Origin of the sequence: Alkalihalobacillus sp. CinArs1 (assembly GCF_947387515.1) — a bacterium.
Lineage (GTDB): Bacteria > Bacillota > Bacilli > Bacillales > Guptibacillaceae > Guptibacillus.
In genome coordinates, this window is record NZ_CANDOB010000001.1 from 1,046,243 (window position 1) to 1,063,433 (window position 17,191).

Below are 17,191 nucleotides of genomic sequence, written 5' to 3' on the forward strand. Positions count from 1 at the left end.
GTCAGCTGTTTTTACATTAGAAGATCCACCCATATTTTGATCGACGTTCCGAGAATTAGAGCTGCAAGCAGCCATTGAAGGATCTTTGTGTTCACTTTTTTTCCAGCGTTTGCACCAAGAGGCGCTGCGATTAGACTAGCGATGATCATGATCGCCGCTGGCAACAACAGAACCTGTCCTGTCGCTAGCTTTCCTACAGTTGATCCGATTGAAGAAATAAACGTGATTGCAAGTGAAGATGCAATCGTCATCCTTGTTGGGATTTTAAGAACAACAAGCATGATCGGAACTAATAGAAATGCACCGGCTGCTCCTACGATACCTGCACCGATCCCAACGATAAACGCCAGGCTAGCAGATAACCATCTGTTAAACTTCACTTGATCTAGAGGAATATCATCGATGCCTTTTTTAGGAATAAACATCATAACAGCTGCAATCGCTGCTAATAAGCCATAGACAACGTTGATGCCTTGTTCTGACATTAAGTTAGATCCATAACCACCGATAAAGCTTCCGATCAGTATACTTACTCCCATATATAGAATGAGCTGTTTATTGAGGTATCCACCTTTACGGTATGCAAACACACCTCCGATGGTAGCGAAGAACACCTGAACAGCACTGATTCCTGAAACTTCATGAGCACTAAATGCTGTAAAACCGAGAAGTGCTGGAATGTACAGGAGCATCGGATATTTGATGATCGATCCACCGATCCCAACCATACCTGATATATATGAGCCTACAAATCCAATTAAAAATATTGTAATAATAAAACCAAAATCCATATGCACTCACCTCACAATAAAGAAGGGGCACTGAACAGTACCCCATATCTTAACTTACGCCTTTTTAATCCAGAAAGAGAATACGCCGTCTTCTTCTTCTGACTTAAGAAGTTCATGTCCTCCAGATTTCGCCCATGCAGTCAAGTCACTTTTTGCACCTTTATCTGTTGCTTGAATCTCAAGAATCTCTCCTGATTCGATTTCCTTCATTGCTTTCTTTGTTTTAACGATTGGCATTGGACAAGCTAGTCCTTTTGCGTCTAATGTTTTTTGTGCATTCATGTTAATAACCTCCTAATTATTTTACCGCACAGCGGTTTGGTCCAATTTCCATTTCTCTTTGCGCTTCTTCATCAGGGCTGATTATACCCATATTTGTTTCGCGAATTTCTTGATAAGCATTTGGCTGAGGAGGAAGGTTTTCAGTTACCATCGTGCGGAAATCTTCCTCTTTTTCTACGTTTAACCCATCATTCACACGATAAAGTTCATCGAGTTGCGCTGACACTTCACCATTTTCACCAAGTTCTTCAATCTTTGAAAAGTGTGCTGGCAACACTGTTAATTCGCCTGCCATGTCTTTATATCGGTTATACAGCGTCTCTCTTAAATCGCCAACCCAATCCTCTGCTTTACCAGCAAGGTCAGGACGTCCGATCGAATGAACAAACAAGATATCTCCTGTTAGTAGAAACTGATCTTGAACGATGAAGGACGTGCTTCCAATCGTATGACCTGGCGAATAGAGTGGCTCGAGCGTTACTTCTCCAATTGTAAATACATCTCCCTCTTTTAGAGGCGTGTATTCAAACGTGACTTCTCCTGCATCTTCTTCAGGAAGATAGTAGGACGCGTTCATCTGATCAGCTAATTCTCTACCTCCAGAAATATGATCCGCGTGAAGATGAGTATCAAACGTAGCTTTAATCTTCAGGCCTTGCTTTTCTGCAAAAGATGTGTAGTTCTCGATCATACGGTTCGCATCAACCACTGCAGCTTCCCCATTTGATTCGATCATATAAGAAAGGCAACCTTTACCGAGTCTCACAAATTGATAGAGTGCTCCTCCTGGAAGATCCCCTACTTTTACAGGTTCAAGGTATTCACTCCAAGCCTTCATTCCACCAGGTAGGTAAGAAACGTTTTGAACACCTGCTTCTACTAATTCTTCTCCTACAAAGATAGAAGACCCCTCTTTTGCACAAACAACCAAGATGTCTTTATCTTTAGGAAGATCTTCAAGAATCTCCTCTACTCCATCGATCAAGTCAAAGTAAGGGACGTTCATACTTTTTACAGACTCACCTTCAATTTTCCAGTCTGCGTATGCATCCTCATTTCGTACATCAAGAATAAAGAGATCGTTTTTATTAATAATTCTAGATGCTACTTCACTTGCATGCATCTTTTTCAAACTCATCTTTTATACCCCCAACCGTATTTTTGTTAGTAAAAAAAATTATACTTTTGACGTTGTTTCGCCAGTCCAACCTGACATACCAGGCATCACATTAATCGCCTCAAAACCACTGTTAGCTAGTTTTTGAGCAGCTAGATCGCTTCTTGACCCGGTACGGCAGATAACGAGTACTTTCTTATCACGATTAAGTTCATTCATCTTATCTTCGATTTCTCCAAGTGGCATAGAAATCGCATTAGGAATATGACTAAACGCATATTCAGCTGGTTCACGAACATCTAAGAGGGTGTAACCATCCTCAGAAAGTAATCCAGTTAACTCCTCATTTGAGATAAGGTGAGGATGCTTTTGTTCTGGAACCGTTTCATGATCAGAAGCTTTGCGTAAATAGTGGATCAACACATCATCTTCTTCTACAGTTCCCAGATAATGATGCCCTACTTTCTCAGCCCATGCTTTGATATCAGCTTTTGAGCCTTTGTCTGTTGCCTGAATTTCGAGAACAACTCCAGGGTCTAGATCTTTCATCATTTTTTTCGTTTTGACAATCGGCATAGGACAAGCAAGCCCTTTAGCATCTAATACGTGATCTGTTTGAATCATAACGATACCTCCTGAATGTTTGGTTATTCTGTTGCACCGGTCCACTCCGACATTCCGCCTGTCATGTTCAAGACGTTATAGCCGTTAGACTTTAATACCATCGATGCCATACTACTTCTTCCACCAGATTGACAAACGATGATATGCTCTGTTTCTTTGTCGAGTTCGCTCATTCTAGACTGAATGTCATTCACAGGAATGTTGTAAGCCCCAGGAATTTTACCTGTTGCAACCTCTCCCGGACCACGAACATCAACGATGCTCAACTTTTTGTCTTTCGCTAACATCTCGTTCAATTCGTCTGGCGTAATATCTTTCACATATCCTGACATATGACCTTCCTCCTTTATCTCCACGCGTTTAACCCACCGCGAACATTATAAAGATCGGTAAACCCTTGCTTCTTTAACACCTTACATGCACGGGCACTTCTCATTCCACTCTGACAAAGCACGACAGTTTCCTTCTTTGGATCAAGCTCTTTGCCTCGCTTACTAAGCTGATCGAGCGGCATATTCTTAAATTCCTTCACTTTGTTGCCTTTGTATTCCATCGGCGTTCTTACATCGATGAACTGTACATCACGATTTCCAAACTTCGATTTTGCTTGTTCGGAACTAATGGTATGAACGCCTTTTCCACTTCTTTTCAAAAGGATTGAACCTATTAACACAATCGCTATAACAATTAGGAATTCCATCTTACCCCTCCAATTAAATAAACAGGTTTACGTTACCGTCTTCTGCATCACCAAGGTAAGCTGCTACGCCAGCATACTCGATCTCATCTAAGAGCTCTTCTTTTTGTAGACCAAGTAGATCCATCGTCATCGTACAAGCAACAAGCTCAACGTCTTGTTCTTGAGCCATCTCAATCAATTGTGGCAATTCCATCGCATTGTGCTTCTTGATTACATTCTTAATCATCTTCTGCCCCATACCTGCGTAATTCATCTTTGAAATACCCATCTTATCTGCACCACGAGGCATCATTTTACCGAACATTTTTTCAAGAAAACCTTTATCCGTTTTAACATGCTCATCTTTTCGAAGGGCATTCAGACCCCAGAACGTATGGAAGATCGTTACTTTATGATCATAAGCAGCTGCACCATTTGCAATGATATAAGCTGCCATCGCTTTATCGTAATCACCACTAAAAAGGACAATGTTTGTTGATTTTGTTTCACTCATCTTTATTTCCTCCTCTATACCAATAGGGGTATATTTGTTTTTAAAATTTTTTATCTACTTTTAACTAACAGTTGAACTGCTTCTTTCACTGTATCTTCTGTTGAATTTCCTTGTTCAAGCTGCTCTAGAAGGCACTGCTCTAAGTTCGATCCAACGATGAGACCTATGGAACGATCGATTCCTGACCTCGTTGCAGAAAGTTGTGTAACAATCTCTTCACAGCTCTTTCCCTCTTCCATCATTCGAACGACGCCTCTTAACTGGCCTTCAACTCGTTTGATTCGGTTGATCACTTTTTTATCGTAATTCACTTGCTCACCTCCACATTATATACCCTTAGGGGTATTTATGCAACCAAAAAAATTTATATCAATAAGTGCGATGTTTCAATAATAAATACCTATAGGGGTATTATAACGTACTGAATTTAAATGTCAATAGGCTATGATCTATAGCTACGACAACCAGTTTATTTGAATAACAAAATATACGATAATAAGCGCGATAATCATCAGTACGATAACGATCAAAAAGAGTACGATCCATGTTGAAGAAGGAACCTCAAAGCTCATAATCTTCTTTCGCGTTCTAAAAAACTGTACTGCCCCGCCCGCCATGGTTAATAACCCAAACAGCAATGAGGTGAAACTGATGAATACAATAATTTTGTCATCCGCACGCTCACCTACAGATCTTGTAAAGTGAAGGCTCGCTGCTAGAAAGCCGATTCCTATGATCGCAATCGACGTTCTGATCCAAGCCAAAAACGTACGTTCATTCGCAAGCAGCTGCTGAACTCTACCATCTGCTTTTTTCTCTCCCAATCGTCTCACCCTCCTACCCTTCGATCTTATACCCCCGCCCGTAAAATTTCAAGAGGGTATTGCCTCAACCTACAGTTTACACAAGGTAATCAATAAATATAAAAAAGGCAGCATCACATGCTACCTTCGCTTTATTGAAAAAGAGTTAAGAATTCCCCGTAGCCTTTCTCTTTCAATTCTTCTTTAGGTATAAAATCGAGCGCTGCAGAGTTCATACAATACCTTAAACCAGTTGGCTCTGGACCGTCTTCAAAAACATGACCTAAATGTGAGTCGGCGTTCTTACTCCTAATTTCTGTTCGGACCATAAAGAGGCTTTTATCTTCTTTTTCTACAATATTTTCTTCAACTAGTGGTTTAGTAAAACTAGGCCACCCCGTTCCTGACTTATACTTGTCAGTAGAACTGAACAATGGCTCTCCAGACACAATATCCACATAAATACCTTCTTCTGTATTATCCCAGTATTCATTATCAAAAGCTTTCTCAGTACCATCCTCTTGAGTCACTTCATATTGAAGTGGTGTAAGCATTTCCTTCAATTCTTCATCCGTATAAGAAACACCTTGATTTGGCTGCTCTATTTCTCGATCTATCCCCCAGGCTTCATCCAAAAACTGATCGCGCCCGGAATTCTTCCTATATATATTGTATCGAAACTCATTTTCTTTGTAGTAGTCTTGATGGTATTTCTCAGCTACATAAAAGGTAGGAGCTTCCTTTACAAAGGTTACGATCGGTTCATCAAATCGGCCAGAATTTGCAATCTCTTCTTTGGACTTCTCCGCTAATTCTCGCTGTTGTTCATTATGATAAAAAATACCTGATACATACTGATCTCCTCGGTCTACAAATTGACCTCCTTCATCAGTTGGATCAATTTGTCGCCAGAAAACATCTAATAACGTTTCATATGATACGATATCAGGATTATAATGCACCTGAACGGCTTCAACATGACTTGTGTTTCCTGAAGAAACATCTTCGTATGATGGGTTCTTTGTATCGCCCCCAATATAACCTGATATCGCTTCATCAACACCATCCAGCTTTTCAAAAGGTGGTTCCATACACCAGAAGCATCCTCCAGCAAAGGTCGCTACTTCTAAGTTTTCATCTACAGCTTTAACGGGCTCACTTCCATAAGACCGATTGAATAAAACATCATACAGTTTTGGGCCTGCAAATATCAGAACGGTTAACAAACCAAGCAACACGATGATTTTAGATTTCTTCATTCACAGTTCCTCCCTCTGCTAAGGTCCAACAGCTCTCCACTTATTATAAGTGTAACTCATCTTAGTTAGAAAAGAGAGATTTTTTGCTTTGAACATTAAAGAAGGAACGCCTTTATAGCGTTCCTATCGTTTACTAAAGTTCAATTTTTCAGGGGATGGCAGCCAACGATCAAAGGCAAGAAGCTTTGAGAAGAATGGGAGACTTAGTATCATCGCGATGGTAAGTGTAAAGATTGCGATGAATGGAATACCCCATAAGGTAGAGATAACCTCTGCAGACTGCTGCTCAAGAAACCATTTTATGATGAATCCGTGGAAAAGATAAATCGCAAATGTTCGTGATCCTATCGGTGTGATGACGATTGGCGTCTTTGGAATGATGGAGAAGAACATAAACATCACGAATGCCGTTCCTACGTAATACCCTAAACGCACAAGCAGCCCTAAGTTCGATTCATAGACATATGTTCCATATAAGAGGTCTGTTAATCCTTCAATTCTATAAAGATAGAAAAGGAGAAACAATCCACCAAGGACTACAGGAGCTATCCACTTCATATACGGTAAACGGATCGGCTTTTCACTCCGCCCCATGACGACACCTAAAACAAAAAATGGCAAGAAGACAAACAGACGATCTAGAGAAAGAAACCTTTCTATATCGAAATAACCGACGATAAGTCCTGCAGTAATACTAAAAGTAAGCAATAAGCTTGTTTTGCTTTTTAAAATAATAGGTGCAAGAAGTTTGTACGCTGCAATACATAACAAGAACCACATCGCCCACCTCGGAGTAAGAAACTCAATCTGGAAAGGCTTCTCATAAAGATTCGTGTAATAAATTGCATAGACGACTTGAAACAAAATATATGGGAGAAGAAAGGTAGTGAAGATCTTCCAATAATATTTTGTTCCAGATGCTTTTCGTGTAAAGTAACCAGTTAAAAAGATAAAGGCTGGCATATGGAAAATAAAGATAACGTGGTAAAAACTATATAGTAATCGCGAGTCAGCGATAAATGGTGTGACCAAATGGCCTCCCACAACTAGTAATATCAAAATTGCTTTGCTGTTATCAAAATATGCAATACGCTGTGACACGATTGATGACCCTCCTCAGACGATAAAAACGATGTTGTATTAGTAAATTCCAATAATGTTCACCATCATAATACCCGTTTCTCGTTCATTTTTACCCCATTTCACTATTAGTTATTCGAATTGTAATATTCGTATTTTAGCGGTCATTTTTGAAAAGGATTTGTTTACATATTCAGGGAGGTTTAGAAGGTGTCTAAGGTCCCGTTTTCCCCATATTTCGGGCGCATCTGAGCGCTTCTGCAGTTCTATAGTTATAACTATTTTATTTTTTCTGAATAATCTATTGTATTTTGTCAATTTGATAAGTACAATGAGTGTTATATTTTCAAACATGCAAGAAGAGGAGGCGAGTAACATGATCACTTTTGTCGGTGCAGTTGCATTATTGGTTCTTGGTTATATTGTTTATTCTAAGGTGGTTGAGCGAATTTTCGGCATTGATGATCATCGCGAAACTCCTGCTTATACACAGAAAGATGGCATGGACTATATGCCGATGAGTTGGTGGAAAGGTAGTTTGATCCAACTATTGAACATAGCTGGTCTTGGTCCTATTTTTGGAGCGGTGCTCGGAGCACTTTATGGTCCAGTTGCTTTCATTTGGATTGTAATCGGCTGTATCTTTGCTGGAGCTGTTCATGATTATTTTTCTGGGATGATGTCACTAAGACACAATGGAGAGCAATACCCTTCTTTAGTAGGAAGGTATTTAGGAAGAGGCGCACAAGGCGCGATCAACATCATTTCGATCGTTCTTATGGTGTTAGTAGCTGCTGCATTTACAGCTGGTCCCGCTCAGTTGATGGCACAGGTTACACCGTTAAGCTTTTTAGCCAGTCTTCTGATCATCTTTGCATATTTTGTTATTGCTGCAGTACTTCCAGTAAACAAAATCATTGGAAAGATCTATCCAATCTTTGGTGTTATTTTAATCGTAATGGCTGTCTCGATCGGAATCGGACTGTTTTTCATGGATCATGCCGTTCCAAATTTAACACTATCGAATTTACACCCTGATAATTTACCATTATGGCCACTTCTTATGATCACTGTATCCTGCGGAGCAATTTCAGGATTTCATTCTACGCAAAGTCCGATCATCGCGAGGACAATGAAAAAAGAAAGTGAAGGAAGAAAAGTATTTTACGGAGCTATGATCGCAGAAGGTATCATCGCATTGATTTGGGCTGCTGCCGGGATGACTTTCTTTGGCGGCACTGGTGGCTTACAAGAAACACTTGCTGCAGGAGGTCCATCAGGAGTCGTAAACGAAATCAGCTCTTCTCTTCTAGGAACGGTTGGGGGCATCTTGGCCATCCTTGGAGTCATCGTACTACCGATTACTACTGGTGATACGTCACTACGTTCCTCTAGAATGATGCTTGCAGATCTTTTTACGAAGAAGGAGAACAAAGGTAAACCTTCTGGAAGTGCAAAAACGCTATTGCTCACAGGTATCGTTGCGTTGCCTACCTTCATGCTTACGCAAATGGACTACACGTTTTTATGGAGGTACGTTGGATTTACAAACCAGCTTGTTGCGACAGTGATGCTTTGGGCTGGTGCCATGTATCTCGTTAAAAACAAGAAGTTCCATTGGATCTGTAGTCTACCTGCACTCTTCATGACGATGACGGTTGCGACGTATTTATTCTTAGCCCCAGAAGGATTTGAGCTTCCTTACACTGTTTCTATGATTCTTGGTGGGGTCATCACCTTGATCGTCGGACTATGGTTCGGATATCAAGTCTGGAAAGAGCGTAAAAAGCCAAACTTCAGTGTTGAACAAGTCGCATCATAACATAAAAAAGCTGCTCCCCTTTCTAATGAAGGGAAGCAGCTTTTTGTTTTATAAGAATACAAGTCCAGCTGAAATCACTACGCCACTTACAACTAAGACGATGACACAAAAGCCCATGATGTCTTTTGCTTTTAAACCAGCGATTGCAAGTGCTGGTAGCGCCCAGAAAGGTTGGATAAGGTTTGTCCAGGCATCTCCCCAAGCGACAGCCATGGCTGCCTTTGGAATAGAGACACCAAGCTCTTTCGCTGCATCTAGTACGATCGGTGCCTGCACTGCCCATTGCCCTCCACCAGAGGGAACGAAAAAGTTTACAATTCCTGCACTTAGAAATGTAAAGAAAGGGAACGTCCACTCATTCGATATGGAAACAAACCCTTGCGACATTTGAGCAGCTAGGCCAGAAGCTACCATCATTCCCATGATCCCCGCATAAAAAGGGAACTGAATGATGATGCCACTTGCGCCTTTAACGGCATCTGTAACTGCTTCTAGAAAACGCTTAGGAGTGCCGTGGAATAAGATTCCTAAAAAAAGAAATCCAAAGTTTACAATGTTTAAATTAAGCTGGAAACCGTTTGTTATAAAATAATAGAAGAGATAAGATAATCCGACTAACCCCATGATCATAGATAGTACTTTACTGTTCTCGATACGGTCCGCTGGAGTTAGCTCTCCTTCTGCCGTAGCAGCTTGTAGATCCTCTGTCTCAAGTAAGGAACGATCAACGAATACACGCTCTTCTTCTCTAGGTGACATGAAATAATTAATAACCGGAAGACAAAGAAACAATGCACCAACAATAAGAAGATTAAATAGGGAAAAGATCGTTTCTCCTGTTGAAATCAACCCGATTTGATCTACTGAAAAATGATCAGGTGTCGCAATGGTGAGTGGAATCGATCCTGCTAGTCCACCGTGCCAGACGATAAAACCACTATAAGCACTCGCGATAAGTAAACGATAATCTACTTTATCAACTTTCTTAGCAAGTTCCTTTGCATAAAGCGCACCGATCACGAGACCAAATCCCCAGTTAATCCAGCTTGCCATTAGTGAAATTATAGTGACATATACGATTGCTTGTCCTGGTGATTTAGCTAATCCCGCTAGCCACCCTAACCCTCTTTTGAAAATCGGGCTACTTGCAAGAACATAACCAGTCACGAGAACAAGGACCATCTGCATGGAAAATGAAAGTAAATTCCAAAACCCTTCTCCCCAGAATTGAACCATTTGGACTGGTGAACTTCCTGTAAAAATCAAACCAAGACCGAACACAACTAATGTTAACAAAATAACGAATAAGAACGGGTCGGGTAAGTACCGTTGCATCACCCGATTTGATACGGATATTGCTGCTTTTAACATGACTTCAACTCCTCCTACAATCCTTCTCACCCTAACCTCATTCGACATTTTTCTAGGTGACTCCTTCCAATTTATGAAAACGATTACAAACAAAACCTAAATAAGAGGGGAGCTTCTTTTAACCATAAGAAAAACTGTCGAGAAATCTCGACAGCCATTATTTTTTACTATTTAAAAAGTCTTGCACCATATCATGGTACGCCTGCTTCGGATAACTGTTGTAAAAAGAAGTAGAGAGTCTGATCGGATCTCCAAAGAAAAAACGTTCAAACTGCGTTTGCCTTGATCCAAACGCACTCATCCCGATATCCCATGCTATTCTAAACAGCTTCACGCGTTCCTTCGCATCGATATTAGCTCCTTGAAGATATTGACCTAAATCACCTTTGATCTTAGACTCAAAGTCATCTTCAGTTGGTAACGAAATCATGCTGCTCGCACCAAGCAATTGTGTAATTTCGATCAACCTTGGATATGTTTTTGCAAAGTAGTTGTTCGCTGTACGAAGTGGCTTACTGTCTGGCACGCGCGTTCCATAGCGGTTTATTTCACTATTTACTTCTGAAGATAGAAGTAACGCCCTCATGATCTCTAGAGAGACGATGATCTCCGTCATTTTGAGCTTCACGTGTTCAAATTCACTAATCTGAATGGCATCGCACATCGCCTCACACAAACCGAGCAGAAACTCTAATTTCACAACCTGTCTACAAACAGCCTGATATTGAAGAAAAGCATACATACCGGTTTCGGCATCCAAATCACTTAAAACCTGAAAATCTTTATAGATTATCACACGATTCCAAGGGACCAACACATTGTCAAACACTACAAGTGAATCTCCCTCTTCAAATCTTGCTGCTAGCGGATGGTCAAACGACGATTCACGATATCGGTAGGACTCCCTGCATAAGAACCGAAGTCCTTTCGTATTGGAAGGAATCATAAACCCAAAGATGAATGACTCATCTAAGGTCTGTCCGCTTGGCAGAACGAGAAGCTCATCGGTCAATCCTCCTTGCGTTGCTAGTAGCTTAGCACCATGTATAACAATTCCATCTTTATTTTCTTCAATTACTTTAGCCGCAGTAATCGTAGCATCATCTAAATAGTGTGAGATAGAACGGTTCACCTGAGGATTGATGAAGGTATGTGTGATCGATAGATCCTTCGATTTCGCTAGCTCATAGAGCGCCTTCATGTTTTCTCCCAATGGTCGTTCACCTTTTGATAGATGAGGAGATGCTGCTGCCAATGCCATAACTAATGTATTCATATAATCCGGCGGACGACCAACCAGACCACCATTTAATCTAGCCCAGCTCTGAGTAGCTTTTCTTCTATTTATTAAATCCTCTACAGTTTGAGGTTGATGATACGAGAAGCCATACTTTTCCCCATCATGTGTTGTGTAACTAAACAATTCCTGTTGTTCCGAACAACACTGATAATCATAAAGTTCGGCTTTACTGGCAATGATACCTTTGAAAGGTGCTGATTCAGATAATTTATCCTCACATCTTTTCCCTTCGATCCATACCTCATTCTGGAGGGCATCGATTCTATCGACGAACTGTTTCCCATTAATCAAAAATGCTCCCCCTTTCTAGTACTAGTTTATGCAAATTATGGTGGACATGTGGCAAGGTAGTTACCCATGTTTCTATGTAGTAATAGAATTGTGGAATTTGTCCCATAGTTTACTCATGGGGTTTTCAAAGTGGAAAATTTGTGGAACAATGGGAACAGCCTTTTGAAAGGAGCATGTGACTTGAAAAAACTAACTTATTTAATGATAACTGGACTTTTACTTGTTGCGCTTGCAGCTTGTGGAGGAAATGAAGAGAGCAAGGGTAATAGCGAAAACAATACAGAACAAAAATCAGCTGAAGGAAAAGAGGGCTCTGAACAATCACAACCCGAAGTTGATAAAGTAGAAGAAGATAAAGTGATTGCAACTGTAAATGGTGAAGAAATTAAAAGTGAAGACTTCAACGCACTCTACACTCAAAACCAAATGCAGTATCACCAGATGGGCCAAGAGGTTTCTGAAGAACAGCTAACGAAGCTTAAAAAGCAAGTAGCTGAAAGCATGGTAGGCCAAGAATTAATCCTTCAAGCCGCAAACGAAAAAGGCTATGAAGCATCAGAAAAGCAAGTAGAAGAAGAACTTGCAAGCTTGAAAGAACAGTATGGCGATGAAAAGAAATTTGAAGCAGCCCTTAAAGAGAGCGGCATGACATTAGATGAACTTAAGAAAGAAATCGCTAAAAACGTTCAATACTCTGCATACGTAGATAAAGAAATTAAAGTCGAAGAAGTAACAGAAGAAGAAATGAAGCAATATTATGAGCAAGCAAAAGAACAAGGTAACTCAGAAGAAATGCCGAAGTACGAAGAAGTAAAAGACCAGATCAAAGAAGGTCTTGAAGGCGAGAAAAAGCAAAAGAAACAGCAAGAGCATATCGAGAAGCTTAAAGAAGACGCTGATATTAAAATCAACGTGTAAGACCTGAAGCCGCCGAGGAATGATCCTCGGCGGTTTTTTCATTGAAGGGAACTAAAGTTCTGCAATTAGGTTATCTATTCATGGGTCGGTGATAATACAGTATGTGGAAACCTATGATACACTTAGATTAGCAAAGTTTAATCTCTAACATTTCTTTTTTTCCACGAACGGAAGGATTAGGGGAGTATGACTGGGAAATTCTTAAATAAGGGAAGAATTTTATGCTTTGGCTTATGTTAATAGTAATATTTCTGCCTTTTATAGCAAGACGAATAGAAAAGCATTTTCAACGATTAATAAAAGAAAAAAATGAAATGAAAGATATCTTCAATGATTGATCGAAAATGAATAAAAAAAAGGAGCTATCACAATACGTGATAGCTCCTTTTTTAAGTTGGAATAAACCTTAAACGAGTTCTCGGTCCCAGTGACGGTGTTTTGCAACAGCATTCGCAAATTCCTTTGCAAAGTCTTCTGGATTATCACCCACGACGACTCCCGCACTGCCTCTCATGTTATTATTTTCTAACCATTTCGCACCTTCATGTGTTCCACCGATCGGTTTGAAATGAGAAAATGCTTCATTAATAAAGTAGTTTGCTTTTTGATAAAAGGCTTTGTTTTCATTATCCCCGCCTACTGCATAAATCGCATCAAATAGCACGGATTCACTCGTTAAGAATGTATGATCGATTTCAGCCTCAGCACCATCGTTACCTTTCTTCACGCCAAGTTTATCACTGATGAGCTCTGGCATTATGCCTTGTTCCTTCAACTCATCAAGCACAGCGATCAGTTCTTTACCATTAAAGCCGTCGTCGACGATCACACCGACTTTACGAGTATCAGGCTCAAACTTTGTATTGATCTGGCTAAGAGCAGGAGAAGCTTTCGTTACATCTGATCCACCTTCTCTAGGTGCTTCAGCTCCAATGTTTTGTGCAACTGATGTAGCAAGATCAAGATTCACATTACCGAGCATGTTCACCACTTGCTGCTGAACGGACTTGCTTTCAACTTTACCTAACTCAAAGCTAAATGCATTCGTAATGTGCTCTTTCTCAACATCACTCATACTGTTCCAGAACAACGTAGCTTGAGAGAAGTGATCTTTAAAGCTCTCACTTCGAGCTCGAATCTTATGACCCTCTACTTTTTCTTGGTAGTGTACATACCCGCCTTCTTCTTCAGTTGCCGGCTCCGGTTGATTACCAGCAAGAGAGTTCTTATGGTAGCTAACCTGACCTTTATTTATCGTTTGACGCATGAACCCGTCTCTCTGATTATTATGGAATGGGCAAACCGGCTTATTGATCGGCAGTTCATGATGGTTTGCACTTCCAAATCGGTTGATCTGTGTATCAGTGTAAGAGAACAAACGTCCTTGTAATAGCGGGTCGTTTGAGAAGTCGATTCCCTTCACGACGTTCCCCGGATGGTATGCAACCTGTTCATTTTCTGCAAAAACATTCTCTACGTTACGGTTTAGCACCATCTTTCCAACAATTTTGACAGGGACATCTTCTTCAGGCCAAAGCTTCGTTGGATCGAGCACATCAAAATCAAACTTGAACTCATCTTCTTCTTTGATGATCTGGAGGCCTAGCTCCCATTCAGGATAGTCCCCGTTATTGATAGCTTCTAGTAAGTCAGCACGATGGAAATCAGCATTTTTACCAGAAAGCTTTTGTGCTTCATCCCAAACGAGAGAGTGAACGCCTAGCTTTGGCTTCCAATGGAACTTAACGAAGTTTGCTTCTCCTTTTGCATTCACAAGACGGAATGTATGAACGCCGAATCCTTCCATCATACGAAAGCTTCTTGGAATCGCACGATCAGACATCGCCCACATCGCCATGTGTGCTGATTCCTGATTATTTGCGATGAAATCCCAGAATGTATCATGCGCTGAAGCTGCTTGTGGGATACCAGTATGAGGTTCTGGTTTTACAGCATGCACCAAGTCTGGAAACTTAATCGCATCTTGAATGAAGAAAACCGGAATGTTATTTCCTACTAAATCGAAATTCCCTTCATCTGTATAAAAACGTGTCGCAAATCCTCTTACGTCACGTACCGTTTCAGAAGAACCTTTAGAGCCAGCAACGGTAGAAAAACGAACAAATACAGGTGTTTTTCTAGATGGATCTTTTAAGAATTCAGCATCTGTTAACTCTTCTAACGATTCATATACTTGAAATTCACCGTGAGCTGAAAACCCTCGCGCATGAACAGCTCGTTCAGGAATACGCTCATGGTCGAAATGTGTCATTTTTTCTCTAAAGTGAAAATCCTCCATCAAAGTTGGCCCACGCTCACCAGCTTTTAGCGAGAATTCATCTTCAGATACCTTTTGCCCTTGATTCGTGGTCATCTTACCTTCGTCGGTCGTGCTATATTTTTCTAATTGTTCTTTTTTCTTGTTGTGCTCGTCACTCATTCTTAGTTCTCCTCCTCTAACGAAATATGTAAAAAATCGTCTACATGGTGAATCCCCTCTCTCTCCCAAAATAAAACATTTTTTTAGAAAAATGATCTCCACCTTAAAATTGATAAAAGATTAGGAACATACGTTCTAGACTAGGGGATTGAAATGAGCTATACTATAATGGTGATGAAAGCATTCTACTAACTAAAAAGGAGCGTGTATTTAATGAAGCAACAAGCAGTTCCATACTTCACATTTGAAGGCACAGCGAAAGAAGCATTGAACTATTATAAGGAAGTTTTCGGTGGTGAAATTACAGACCTCCAAACTTTCGGAGATGCAGACTTCGAAACCCCTCCAGGCATGGACGACCGTGTTATGCATGCCCGCTTTAGAAGCGATGGCCTTTACTTCATGGTCTCTGATACGTTCGACAACCAGAATGTAGCTGTAGGAAATAACATTTCTTTAGCACTAGAGCTCGATTCTGAAGAAGAAATCAACGAGATCTATGGACGATTGAAAGAAAGAGGAACTGTCAAAATGGAGCTTCAAGACACGTTTTGGGGAGCAATCTTCGGAAAAGTTAAGGATGCATACGGAATTACGTGGGATTTGAACTTTGAAAAGGCGAAAGCAAAGTAATAATTGAGTGAATGAGAGCCTGTCACGGAGAGTGACGGGTTTTTTTGTGGGGTTTTTGTGGGGGATGTATTAGTTTGGCGATCAGTCTAAGGCTGAGATGCCGGTTATCGGCGAAATACTATGTTTTATCAGCGATATCTTGAATATATCGGCGAAATTTACATTATATCGGCGAAAACTGTGTATTTATCAGCGAAATTACTAATATATCAGCGAAACAGTTCCGTACTAATAGTTCAGCTTATACTTCCTCGCTTTATTTTCTCCGACATACCCGAGATTCAGCTCTCTCAAAATCCTTTTGGCTGCATCACTAGACTCCATCTTCAAAAACCTTCTTATCTCTTGATTCGTAACCCATTCATCCACCAACAAAGCATAATCCCTCAGCGCTTCCAGATGAGCATCCCTCGAAACCTCTCCACAATTCATACAACACCACCTCCCATGGAGTCTCTTCATCGGTAAATAGCCACATCGAGGACAGTGAACGCCATCTAAAAGATCAGACCGGGTAAGTGAGAACCTCTTTAAAACATCGATTTCAAGTGGGGTGTGGTGCTTTACGAGCAGGCGTCCTAATCTTTTCACCTCTTTTATCGATAGCATTTCATTCTGATACTTCCTATCAAACTCTTTTATTTTTGTAGGAAGGTAATCACTTTTAATCACTTGAGTAGCTATTTTTTTTACTTCGTTCGTTGCTTTAACAACTGTGCTTTTATTACTTATAACGACGAGGGTTTCAATAGGTAGACCGGAAATTCGATGCTGCCTCATAAACGTTAGTAATTGTATCTGCTGTCGCCTAACCTGGGTTAAGGGATCCGGGAATGCTTCTTCCACCTCACCATTCCTTGACGTTCTAATAAGTTGGTTAAAAACTGGATCAAATAACAAAGTGCCAGAAATATTTTTAACTTCTATCACTAGTAAGTAATACTGAGTTACGACCAATGAGTCGATTTGGAAATAAAATGAGCCGTTAGCGATGCGAATATCATGATAAACGGTATGGTCTTTGCTATTCAGAAAACTAAGCGGAAAATCTAGCGAACGTTCTCCTTGAAAACCAGCTTTATGAATCGCTACTTGTTCTCTGACTTCTTCTATTATTGGCAGGTGTGCAGGGAGACGTTTCATAAGAGCAGTTAGTTTGAGGAGATAATGCGGGGTGTTTCGATTTTTGGCTATCACGTTTTCTTCAGTCCTTTCATCTATTCACCTAACTAACATTCTCCTCAACTCCCTCCACTCCTCCTCAATA

At 40.5% G+C, this 17,191-nt stretch carries 18 protein-coding genes; 3 read left to right on the forward strand and 15 right to left on the reverse strand.

The genetic code is table 11. The annotated features are described in order from the left end of the window. Positions 1-11 precede the first annotated feature (11 nt). From PFZ69_RS05475 to PFZ69_RS05525, 11 genes are all read right to left on the reverse strand, one after another. On the reverse strand, positions 12-791 hold the full coding sequence (locus PFZ69_RS05475; protein ID WP_270179999.1) for a sulfite exporter TauE/SafE family protein: 780 nt from the start codon (positions 789-791) through the stop codon (positions 12-14). Positions 792-845: 54 nt separating this feature from the next. Then, positions 846-1,073, reverse strand: a complete 228-nt coding sequence (locus PFZ69_RS05480) for a sulfurtransferase TusA family protein (protein ID WP_270180000.1) — start codon at positions 1,071-1,073, stop codon at positions 846-848. A gap of 16 nt (positions 1,074-1,089) precedes the next feature. Further along, positions 1,090-2,211 (reverse strand): MBL fold metallo-hydrolase, encoded by a 1,122-nt coding sequence (locus PFZ69_RS05485; RefSeq protein ID WP_270180001.1) that lies wholly within the window; start codon positions 2,209-2,211, stop codon positions 1,090-1,092. A gap of 39 nt (positions 2,212-2,250) precedes the next feature. Beyond that, positions 2,251-2,814, reverse strand: a complete 564-nt coding sequence (locus tag PFZ69_RS05490; RefSeq protein WP_270180002.1) for a sulfurtransferase TusA family protein — start codon at positions 2,812-2,814, stop codon at positions 2,251-2,253. Between the two features lie 23 nt (positions 2,815-2,837). Continuing rightward, the gene (locus PFZ69_RS05495) at positions 2,838-3,146 is read right to left on the reverse strand and encodes a rhodanese-like domain-containing protein (RefSeq protein ID WP_442865109.1); all 309 of its coding nucleotides are present in this window, start codon (positions 3,144-3,146) and stop codon (positions 2,838-2,840) included. A gap of 14 nt (positions 3,147-3,160) precedes the next feature. Continuing rightward, positions 3,161-3,514, reverse strand: coding sequence for a rhodanese-like domain-containing protein (locus PFZ69_RS05500; RefSeq protein ID WP_270180003.1), 354 nt, complete (start codon positions 3,512-3,514; stop codon positions 3,161-3,163). 13 nt (positions 3,515-3,527) lie between these two features. Further along, a complete protein-coding gene (locus tag PFZ69_RS05505; protein WP_270180004.1) occupies positions 3,528-4,007 on the reverse strand; it encodes a DsrE/DsrF/DrsH-like family protein in 480 nt (159 codons plus the stop codon). Positions 4,008-4,057: 50 nt separating this feature from the next. Next, positions 4,058-4,318: a metal-sensitive transcriptional regulator gene (locus tag PFZ69_RS05510; protein ID WP_270180005.1), complete on the reverse strand. Its 261-nt coding sequence runs from the start codon at positions 4,316-4,318 to the stop codon at positions 4,058-4,060. 144 nt (positions 4,319-4,462) lie between these two features. Beyond that, positions 4,463-4,831, reverse strand: coding sequence for a YidH family protein (locus tag PFZ69_RS05515; RefSeq protein WP_270180006.1), 369 nt, complete (start codon positions 4,829-4,831; stop codon positions 4,463-4,465). Positions 4,832-4,962: 131 nt separating this feature from the next. Continuing rightward, positions 4,963-6,069 carry a peptide-methionine (R)-S-oxide reductase MsrB gene (msrB, locus tag PFZ69_RS05520; protein ID WP_270180007.1) on the reverse strand — a complete coding sequence of 369 codons (1,107 nt, stop codon included), beginning with the start codon at positions 6,067-6,069 and terminating at the stop codon, positions 4,963-4,965. 123 nt (positions 6,070-6,192) lie between these two features. Further along, entirely contained in the window at positions 6,193-7,170 is a 978-nt protein-coding gene (locus PFZ69_RS05525) for an acyltransferase family protein (protein WP_270180008.1), read from the reverse strand. A gap of 355 nt (positions 7,171-7,525) precedes the next feature. On the opposite strand from PFZ69_RS05525, the gene PFZ69_RS05530 reads away from it, so the two are divergent. Continuing rightward, positions 7,526-8,971, forward strand: coding sequence for a carbon starvation CstA family protein (locus PFZ69_RS05530; RefSeq protein WP_270180009.1), 1,446 nt, complete (start codon positions 7,526-7,528; stop codon positions 8,969-8,971). A 48-nt stretch (positions 8,972-9,019) separates the two neighbouring features. Here the strand turns inward: PFZ69_RS05530 and PFZ69_RS05535 are convergent, their stop codons facing one another. Together PFZ69_RS05535 and hpaB are read right to left on the reverse strand one after the other, a co-directional pair. Further along, on the reverse strand, positions 9,020-10,342 hold the full coding sequence (locus tag PFZ69_RS05535; protein WP_270180010.1) for a short-chain fatty acid transporter: 1,323 nt from the start codon (positions 10,340-10,342) through the stop codon (positions 9,020-9,022). A gap of 157 nt (positions 10,343-10,499) precedes the next feature. Continuing rightward, the gene (gene hpaB / locus PFZ69_RS05540) at positions 10,500-11,933 is read right to left on the reverse strand and encodes a 4-hydroxyphenylacetate 3-monooxygenase, oxygenase component (protein WP_270180011.1); all 1,434 of its coding nucleotides are present in this window, start codon (positions 11,931-11,933) and stop codon (positions 10,500-10,502) included. A gap of 180 nt (positions 11,934-12,113) precedes the next feature. On the opposite strand from hpaB, the gene PFZ69_RS05545 reads away from it, so the two are divergent. Next, positions 12,114-12,851: a SurA N-terminal domain-containing protein gene (locus PFZ69_RS05545; protein ID WP_270180012.1), complete on the forward strand. Its 738-nt coding sequence runs from the start codon at positions 12,114-12,116 to the stop codon at positions 12,849-12,851. 406 nt (positions 12,852-13,257) lie between these two features. Here PFZ69_RS05545 and PFZ69_RS05550 read toward each other — a convergent pair whose 3' ends face one another. Next, on the reverse strand, positions 13,258-15,291 hold the full coding sequence (locus PFZ69_RS05550) for a catalase (protein ID WP_270180013.1): 2,034 nt from the start codon (positions 15,289-15,291) through the stop codon (positions 13,258-13,260). 213 nt (positions 15,292-15,504) lie between these two features. Here PFZ69_RS05550 and PFZ69_RS05555 point away from each other — a divergent pair, with 213 nt between their 5' ends. After that, positions 15,505-15,924: a VOC family protein gene (locus PFZ69_RS05555; protein WP_270180014.1), complete on the forward strand. Its 420-nt coding sequence runs from the start codon at positions 15,505-15,507 to the stop codon at positions 15,922-15,924. A gap of 228 nt (positions 15,925-16,152) precedes the next feature. Here the strand turns inward: PFZ69_RS05555 and PFZ69_RS05560 are convergent, their stop codons facing one another. Beyond that, a complete protein-coding gene (locus tag PFZ69_RS05560) occupies positions 16,153-17,121 on the reverse strand; it encodes a nuclease-related domain-containing protein (RefSeq protein WP_270180015.1) in 969 nt (322 codons plus the stop codon). Positions 17,122-17,191 lie beyond the last annotated feature (70 nt).

Coding starts and splice junctions, on each gene's coding strand:
- PFZ69_RS05495 (WP_442865109.1), bottom strand. CDS start 3,146: ATGTCAGGATATGTGAAAGATATTACGCCAGACGAATTGAACGAGATG.
- PFZ69_RS05490 (WP_270180002.1), bottom strand. CDS start 2,814: ATGATTCAAACAGATCACGTATTAGATGCTAAAGGGCTTGCTTGTCCT.
- PFZ69_RS05530 (WP_270180009.1), top strand. CDS start 7,526: ATGATCACTTTTGTCGGTGCAGTTGCATTATTGGTTCTTGGTTATATT.
- PFZ69_RS05480 (WP_270180000.1), bottom strand. CDS start 1,073: ATGAATGCACAAAAAACATTAGACGCAAAAGGACTAGCTTGTCCAATG.
- PFZ69_RS05550 (WP_270180013.1), bottom strand. CDS start 15,291: ATGAGTGACGAGCACAACAAGAAAAAAGAACAATTAGAAAAATATAGC.
- msrB (WP_270180007.1), bottom strand. CDS start 6,069: ATGAAGAAATCTAAAATCATCGTGTTGCTTGGTTTGTTAACCGTTCTG.
- PFZ69_RS05500 (WP_270180003.1), bottom strand. CDS start 3,514: ATGGAATTCCTAATTGTTATAGCGATTGTGTTAATAGGTTCAATCCTT.
- PFZ69_RS05485 (WP_270180001.1), bottom strand. CDS start 2,211: ATGAGTTTGAAAAAGATGCATGCAAGTGAAGTAGCATCTAGAATTATT.
- PFZ69_RS05475 (WP_270179999.1), bottom strand. CDS start 791: ATGGATTTTGGTTTTATTATTACAATATTTTTAATTGGATTTGTAGGC.
- PFZ69_RS05505 (WP_270180004.1), bottom strand. CDS start 4,007: ATGAGTGAAACAAAATCAACAAACATTGTCCTTTTTAGTGGTGATTAC.
- PFZ69_RS05555 (WP_270180014.1), top strand. CDS start 15,505: ATGAAGCAACAAGCAGTTCCATACTTCACATTTGAAGGCACAGCGAAA.
- PFZ69_RS05535 (WP_270180010.1), bottom strand. CDS start 10,342: ATGTTAAAAGCAGCAATATCCGTATCAAATCGGGTGATGCAACGGTAC.